9 protein-coding genes are annotated in these 7,562 nt (G+C 67.2%); 1 reads left to right on the top strand and 8 read right to left on the bottom strand.

The window, feature by feature from the left end:
• Positions 1 to 24 precede the first annotated feature (24 nt).
• The 8 genes from Ato02nite_RS11065 to Ato02nite_RS11030 form a co-directional block, all read right to left on the bottom strand.
• On the bottom strand, positions 25 to 351 hold the full coding sequence (locus Ato02nite_RS11065; RefSeq protein ID WP_213006350.1) for a hypothetical protein: 327 nt from the start codon (positions 349 to 351) through the stop codon (positions 25 to 27).
• A gap of 278 nt (positions 352 to 629) precedes the next feature.
• Positions 630 to 1,466: a hypothetical protein gene (locus Ato02nite_RS11060; RefSeq protein ID WP_246606492.1), complete on the bottom strand. Its 837-nt coding sequence runs from the start codon at positions 1,464 to 1,466 to the stop codon at positions 630 to 632.
• Positions 1,456 to 1,830, bottom strand: coding sequence for a hypothetical protein (locus Ato02nite_RS11055; protein ID WP_213006349.1), 375 nt, complete (start codon positions 1,828 to 1,830; stop codon positions 1,456 to 1,458). Before Ato02nite_RS11055 ends, Ato02nite_RS11060 begins: the two co-directional genes overlap by 11 nt.
• 460 nt (positions 1,831 to 2,290) lie before the next feature.
• A complete protein-coding gene (locus Ato02nite_RS11050) occupies positions 2,291 to 2,818 on the bottom strand; it encodes a hypothetical protein (RefSeq protein WP_246606470.1) in 528 nt (175 codons plus the stop codon).
• A 160-nt stretch (positions 2,819 to 2,978) separates the two neighbouring features.
• Complete coding sequence (locus Ato02nite_RS11045; protein ID WP_213006348.1) at positions 2,979 to 3,647, bottom strand: response regulator; 669 nt, start codon at positions 3,645 to 3,647, stop codon at positions 2,979 to 2,981.
• Positions 3,644 to 4,837, bottom strand: coding sequence for a sensor histidine kinase (locus Ato02nite_RS11040; RefSeq protein ID WP_213006347.1), 1,194 nt, complete (start codon positions 4,835 to 4,837; stop codon positions 3,644 to 3,646). Before Ato02nite_RS11040 ends, Ato02nite_RS11045 begins: the two co-directional genes overlap by 4 nt.
• A 53-nt stretch (positions 4,838 to 4,890) precedes the next feature.
• Positions 4,891 to 5,661: a DUF2705 family protein gene (locus Ato02nite_RS11035; RefSeq protein WP_213006346.1), complete on the bottom strand. Its 771-nt coding sequence runs from the start codon at positions 5,659 to 5,661 to the stop codon at positions 4,891 to 4,893.
• Between the two features lies 1 nt (position 5,662).
• Positions 5,663 to 6,598 (bottom strand): ATP-binding cassette domain-containing protein, encoded by a 936-nt coding sequence (locus Ato02nite_RS11030; RefSeq protein WP_213006345.1) that lies wholly within the window; start codon positions 6,596 to 6,598, stop codon positions 5,663 to 5,665.
• A gap of 114 nt (positions 6,599 to 6,712) precedes the next feature.
• Between Ato02nite_RS11030 and Ato02nite_RS11025 the strand changes: the two genes are divergently transcribed.
• The gene (locus Ato02nite_RS11025) at positions 6,713 to 7,396 is read left to right on the top strand and encodes a hypothetical protein (protein ID WP_213006344.1); all 684 of its coding nucleotides are present in this window, start codon (positions 6,713 to 6,715) and stop codon (positions 7,394 to 7,396) included.
• Positions 7,397 to 7,562 lie beyond the last annotated feature (166 nt).

Here is a 7,562-nt window from a genome sequence, read left to right as displayed (position 1 = left end):
CCCGGATCTGCCGCGATCCGTGCGCTATTTCGCCGTGCTCTGTGAGTCCACTGCCTGGCTGCGCAGCCAGGCAGCCTTCGCCGCAGCGCGCTCTTCGTCGGCTCCTGCGGCTCGCAGGAGTTCCAGTGTCGGCCAGGAGGAGATCGTCTCGGCCTGTGCTCCGACGATCACTCGGTAAAGAACGTCCCCGAGCACATCACCCAGTACTACCCGGTCGTTGCTCATCTTGCGTAGATCCGGCAGTGCTTCAAGGTGGTCGCCAGCCAATCCTTCAGCAGCGAGGCGATCCATCATGGCGGTGACCCGCGCAGCTTCCGTGCGCTGTCTCTCATCGAGTTCAGGCTTCGGCATGCCGCCACCATATGTCGTGTCCCGGATTTGATGGTGGCCCGGCGACGCACTGTCATGCCGCCGACCGTGCGTGCCACTAGCCCGAAGGGGTTACTCGGTGGTTACCCTGCGCTTCGGTCTGCGCTCAGGCACAGACGATGCGTTCGACATGTTGCGGCATGGCTTGAGGCCTGGACCGCTAGGCATGAAGGGCGAACCATTCCGCACCGAATCCCGCTAGTTGAAGGCGGAGCCGAGCTAGCTTCGGCCTCGTCACGCCGTCGTCGGGATTTTGATCGTCACTCAGTTGTATCTCTACTGCGCGGCTTGGATTGATCTCGCCCGCGGAGGTAGGCCAGTACGGCCTCCCTGGTGGTTCGGACGCCGAACAGGGCTCTCGCCTCGGCGATCTTCCGATTGGCGGTGCGTAGGGAGAGGAATTCGGCGGCAGCCGCGGCAGCGATGGTGTCACCAGCCGCCAAGCGCTGCAGCAGCGCCTGCTGCTCGGGCATCAGCATGTCGAGGGAGCCGGCTGTGTCCGCCGGCGGCTCGGGGTCTTCATGGACAGCTCCGAGTCGCCGGAGGTCATCGAGCAGGGGCTGGCGAAGTGGTGACGTTTCGTCAACAACGGCAACGATTCCAGAGCCGCGAGCAGCTGCCAAGACCGCGAGCTGGAGTCCGTCAGCGTCGGCCACCCGACCGTGTAGCACGAGCCTCGAACCGGAGATGTCCCAGGCTGGGTCAGGAAGCGAGAATCCATCCCGGACAAGCCATCCCTCACGTACGAGGCGTCGCAGGGCAGTATCGGCCTCCGCTGCGGTACGAAGGACGTATCGCGGGGTGTGCTGCTGACCGCCGAACGAGGCCGACGTCGTCCGCGTGGCCAGGGATGTCCGCATCGGTTCGGAACCGTGCTGGTGTCGTGCCGTCGGGGGAGCAGAGGCATCGCCGTCCGCCTCGTCGCTCCGCTCAGTGTCCTGGCTGGGCTTGGTCGGCTCGGCAATTACGTCCGCCCCTCTCAGCGCCAACACCACGCGTCCGAAGAAGCTGGAAGGTGGATTACCCGCCATCCGCTCTTCCGGGGGATCACGCCGGAGGGCTAACAGGACGCGCCCGGCAAAAGTGTCAGCTCGCATCGATGGCTCCGGGACGGGCACGCGGTTGATTACCTGAGGCCTTGGTGGCCGCCGAGCGCGTTTCTATCGCCGGTGCTGGCTCGACCGGTATCTGCTGGGCGAGCTTCTCGATGATGAGTGGCGCAGCCACGCCCACCGCCAAGGCACTGAGTGGGCTGGTCGATCCGGTGCTCCCGACCGCCGCCGCGAGACCTGCCCCAACTCCGAACCGGATGATCACCGAGACGAGAAAAGGCGCAAGGCCAGGGCCGCCGCGCCGCTTCCACGGGAACCGCCCGGTGCGACGAATCACCGCACTGAGTTCGAGCCCTTCGACGGCGAATCCTCCGAAGAGCCCCCAGAGTGCGCACTCGACCAACGTCACTACACCGAAGATAGTGGAGAGGCGACATTCAGGCGATGGGCGCTTTCGGCGCGCTCATCTGCCGCTGTCCGGGCGCGGGCGTAGGCATCGTTCCGCAAGCCAGGCCTGTCGATGGATCTGGCCAGTGAACAGTTGGCGCCAAGGCGCCACTGGCGGCGCGTCCGGCAAGCCAGCCTCCATGCGCCATGTGCGAGGATTAAATCGGCCTGACTCCAGAACACCTGTCAACATCGCCGTCCCGGCAGCGAATGCCATCGCCTGTTCGCCCCGGCTGACAGCATGAACGCCGTATCGAACACGATTTGATAACCGCCTTCGACAGGTGTCGCTGGACTTGTGCTGTGCTCGGAATACCAATGCCATCGAACTCGCCCGCTGGCCGCGCGATGATTTTCGTGCGCCACACCGTCGCAGATCACGTTCTGCCTGGGCATGACCAGTCGGGAGCACGCCGGGGTGGTTATCGCCGGTGTGGCCGGCTTGCTCCGCCGTAGAGATGGACGCGGTGGTCGATGCTGTGGTCGGGTGCGCGAGCGGTGAACCCGTCGGGGCTGACGTCGCCGTTGGCGATGAGTATCAGCCAGTCCTCGTAGAACCAGCTCGAGTTGCAGGCGCAGGTCGTAACGGTGAAGCGGAAGTTCGCCCGGTAGCGGCCCGTCTGCCCCGGCAGGAGCTTGAAGAGACGGGCTGGTCCGCTCAGGCGGGGGTAGGCGGCACTGCCTGGTAGCCGGTCAACCAGCACCGTCGAGGTTTCCACGGACAACCAAAGGTCAAGGTCGCGTGCTCGCTCGAGGCCACCGGTCGTTACCTCGTCACGGGCCGTGTACCCGGCAGCTTCCTCGACGAGTATGTCGTGGATGAGCACGTCCGCACCGTCCGGTGACAGTGGAAGCGTCGTCGGGCGGCACAGTCCACGGCGGGAGTTCGCGTCTGGTGCGCCGCGGGCTGCCGCGCTCCAGCGCACGCGTGTCCGCTGGATGGTGATCACGACCCACCTTGACGGACGGGGTGGCGAAGGCGCCAGTGGATTTGCGGATTGCCGCGGCGAAGTCAGTGCCCTCCGCGCAGGTCGTGACCACCCGGCTTGTCATGCGGGCTGGGCCTGCCGCGGACCCTCTCGACTTCCTGCGGCACGAGATTTCCCATGCTCACCTGCGCGGGGATACGAGTCCGGACTCGTAGGCGATGATCACCAGCTGGGTGCGGTCGCGGGCGTTCAGTTTGGTCAGCAGGCTGCTCACGTGGCTCTTCACGGTCGGCATGGTGATCCTCAGATGGTCGCGGATCTGGGAGTTGGACAAGCCTCGGCAGATGAGCAGGAGAGTTTCGCGTTCCCGGTCGGTGATGCGCTCCAGCGGACCCGCAGTCGGGCCGGGCTCCGCCGCGCGGGCGAACTCGGAAATCAGGCGGCGGGTCACCGACGGGGCCAGCAGTGCCTCCCCGGCCGCCACTATCCGGATGGCGTTGAGCAGGTCCCCAGGTGGCGTGTCCTTGAGGAGGAATCCGCTTGCCCCGGCCCGCAGTGCGGCGTAGACGTACGAGTCCAGGTCGAACATCGTCAGGATGATCACCCGGCTCCCGGCCGCTCCGCCTGGCTCGCACAATCGGCGGGTCGCCTCGATGCCGTCCATGCCGGGCATGCGGATGTCCATCAGCACCACGTCCGGCTCTGTGCTGCGGGCAAGCTCCACGGCGCGGTCGCCGGTCTCGGCCTCCGCGACGACCTCGAGACCCGGTTCCCGGTCGATGAGCAGCCGGAAGGTGCTGCGCAGCAGGGCCTGGTCGTCGGCGATCAGGACGCGGACGGGTGCGCTCATCGCCGTACTCCATCGGTGTCTTGGGTCTTTTGCCACGGGATTGTGGCCTGGACTCGATAGCCGCCGCCAGGCCGAGGACCGGCGGTGAATCGCCCACCGTAGATCGCGCAGCGTTCGCGCATGCCGATCAGGCCGTGACCAGGCGCGGTCGGTGGAGCGCGGGTGAGCTCCGGTGGGCCCTCGTCGACGATTTCGATGGTGATCCGTCGATCATCGACGCCGATCGTGACGTCACACCGGGTCGGTGCGGCGTGCTTGACCGCGTTGGTCAGTGCCTCCTGCGTGATGCGGTGGACCGTCAGCCCCAGGGCATGCGGCAACCGGTCCAGGCCTTCGGCGTGCAACCGCACGGTCACGCCGGCCGCGGCGCAGCGCTCGACCAGCGCGCTGAGCCCGTCCGGACCGGGGGCCGGCGCGAGAACGGGGCCGGAGTCGCAGTCGGAGCGCAGCACGCCGAGCATGTGCCGCATCTCGGTCAGCGCGCTCCGGCTGCTCTCCTCGATCAGCTGCAACGCCTCGCGCACCTCGTCGGACGGGTCGCTGAGCAGATGATGGGTGACGGCGGCCTTGACCGCGATGACACCGATGCTGTGCGCCACCACGTCGTGCAGCTCACGGGCGATACGCAGCCGCTCGGAGGTGACCGCGTGCTCGGCCATCCGGGCCGCCTCACGTGCGGCGTAGACCCGGCGCTGCTGGGTGGCGCTGCCGAGCGTCCACGACGCGGCGATCAGTGCCCAGCCGACCAGGATCAAGCCCGGGCCGGCCAGCCACCAGGAGGCGTACGCCACGGTCGGCGCAGTGGCGAGCGCGGCGGAGATGCCCAGTGCGCCGGCGGCTGCGACGGGTATCCACCGCTGACCCGGCCGGGCCAGCGCCACCGGATAGAGGGCGAGCGCGGGTGCCGCGAACGGATCCGTGATCACGCCGGAGACCAGCGCCACCACCGAGACGACGACGATGACGCCGAGGACCGGCAGCGGCCACAGCCGCCGTACGGCAAGCGGGAGGCCGGCGGCGACCACCAGTGCGTCGGCCACCGTCCCGGTGAGTCCGGCATCGCCGGGGGTGGCGTGTTGCAGCAGCAAGGCGAGCGCAACGTAACCGGCCGCGATCAAGCAGTCGAGGACCACCAACTCCCTGAAACCGATGTGGCGGTCGACCAGAAATCGAGGAGTCGGCTGCTCCATACGGAGACCCTATCGGCCGAGCGTCGGCTCGGCGGTCGCCGCCGCCGGCCCGGTCACCCGTCCCACCGCCGCAGGCCGGCATAGCCGGCGAACAGAGCGGCGGCGGTCCACAGCGTCAGCAGGCCCACGCCGGTCCAGCCGTTCAGGACGGTGCTCTCCGGCGGATCGCCGCGCATCATGATCTGGCCCGCCGCATCCGGCAGGAACTGCGCGACCTTCTGTACGCCGGGCAGGTTGTTCAGAATCTCGGAGACCATGAAGAAGAGCGGCACCAGGATGCCCAGCGAAAGAGCGGGACTACGCAATACGGCCGCCACGCCCATGGAGAAGGTGCACAGCAACGTCATGTAGATGATCGCGCCCATGGTGGCCTGCAGCGCGCCCTGGTCGGTGATCGATGCGTTCCGCGCGCTCCCGATGGCGGTCTGCGCGGCGAAGAAGGTCGCGAACGTGGTGATCACCGAGACGGCCAGCGCGATCGTGGTACCAGTGATGATCTTCGCGGCGTAGAACCGGCCGCGGTCGGGCACGGCGGCCAACGAGGAGCGGATCGTACCGGTGGAGAACTCGCTGCCGACCAGCACGACTCCGAAGACGACCAGCGCGATCATGCCCAGCCGCAGCCCGTTGTAGCCGGACGCGACGGGATCGAAGCCCGCCTTGCCCTCGGGACTCATGTCGTCGTACGCGCCGCGTAGCACCCAGCCGAAGAGCAGCGCGATCGCGACGCTGACGAGGAAGCAGAAGATCAGGCTCCACACCGTCGACCTGACCGTGCGCGCCTTGGTCATCTCGAACGAGACGGCCGACGACAGCGCGGACATCTCAACCCATCCTTCCGGCCGGAAACGCCGGCCCGGCATCATCGCGGTACTCCACGGAGTCCGCCGTCAGCTGCATGAACGCCTCCTCCAGCGAGGCGGACCGCATGCTGACCTCGTGCACCGTCACATGGTGCCGGCCGATCAGCTCGCCGACCTGCTCCAGCGAAGCGCCGACCACCTCGATGGCCCCGTCCGGCCCGCGCCTAGCCTCGACCCCCGCCGCCGTGAGCACGTCCCGCACACGCTCCTGCTCAGGCGTGCGGATGCGCACGAACGACCGCGAGTTCCGGGCAATGAAATCGTCGATGGTCGTGTCGGCCAGCAGGCGGCCGCGTCCGATCACGATGAGATGTGATGCGGTCAGCGCCATCTCACTCATCAGGTGGCTGGAGACCAGGATCGTGCGGCCCTCGTCGGCGAGCCGCCGGATCAGGCCGCGGATCCAGAGGATGCCCTCGGGGTCGAGGCCGTTGACCGGCTCGTCCAGCAACAGCACGGGCGGGTTGCCCAGCAGCGCGGCGGCGAGACCGAGTCGCTGCGCCATCCCGAGGGACAGGCCCGCGGCTCGCTTACGCGCCACGGTCTGCAGCCCGACGAGTGCGAGAGTCTCATTCACCCGGGATTCGGGGATCCGGTTGCTCTTCGCGAGCCCGGCCAGGTGGTGATAGACGCTCCGGCCGGGGTGCACGGCCTTCGCTTCCAGAAACGCACCGACCTGGCGCAGCGGACGCTCCAGCTCCGGGTACGGGCGCCCGTCGATCAGCCCGTAGCCGGAGGTCGGCCGGCAAAGCCCCATGATCACGCGCATCGTCGTCGACTTGCCCGCCCCGTTCGGGCCGAGAAAGCCCGTCACCTGGCCGGGTCGCACCTGAAAAGACAATTCGTCCACAGCCACGGCCGCGCCGTAGCGTTTCGTCAAATGGTGGACCTCAATCATGCTCGCAACGGTTGCGCACCGGACTCGTGAGCACATCGTGCGTCGGGATGTCATCCTTTAGTCGGAGGCGCATGCTGCATCCACGACAGCGAAAGATTCCTTTACGATCGCCGAATGCGAAATCGACTTCGTTGGATACTCGTCGGCATCGTCGCGGTCCTTGTGGCGGTCGGTGGGCTCGCCCTGGCCTATCCGTCGGTCGTAGCGGTGAACTGCCCCGGCTGCTACGGATTGACGCGCGTCGGCGACCACGTCTACAGCGAACGGGGCCTGACCGCAGCGCAGAAAGAACAGCTCCTCGGACTGGCGGCCGACGCGCGCCGACGGGTCGAGGTGTTCTACGGCGGCCGCGAGTCCGAACCACGTCTCATCGCCTGTTTTACCGACGAATGCTACGACCGTATCGGGGGCGGCGGTGAGAAGGGCGTCGCCATTCTCGACCGCGCCGTCATATTGTCCCCGCGCGGATTGGACGCGGTGATCGCTTCGCATGAAATGGCGCATGTAGAGCTTCATCAGCGGCTCGACGGAGACGTTCCGCAGTGGTTCGACGAGGGGCTTGCTGTTGTCGTCTCCGGCGACCCGCGATACCTGGGCGAGCATTGCCGAATCCCGTTCGACGGGCCCCTGCCTGAAACGCTGTCCGCTTGGCGCGTTGCCGCCCGCACCGACCAGCAGGTGTATTCCAAGGCCGCTTGCCGTGTCCAGCGGTGGCTGGATGCCAACGGCGGACGAGAGGCCGTTCGGGCGCTCATCGTGCAGATCAAGAAGGGGGCGGCTTTTCCGGCGATAGGTTGAGCTGTCCGATTCAGAACGCGCCACTCCGGACCGAAGATCACCCGAGCGCGGCACCGGTAGGGCCGGCCGCCCTCCTCCGGAGACCCGGTCATCCAAGTGGATCGATTGACTCGCCTTAACCCCTTGGTAACAATGAACGCGTATGGGAGCGCTCCCATCCCCTCAC

It is taken from the genome of Paractinoplanes toevensis, assembly GCF_018332695.1.
In the GTDB taxonomy this organism is placed as follows: domain Bacteria; phylum Actinomycetota; class Actinomycetes; order Mycobacteriales; family Micromonosporaceae; genus Actinoplanes; species Actinoplanes toevensis.
Note: the sequence above shows the minus strand (reverse complement) of the source record. Positions and strands in the feature narration are given on the sequence as shown.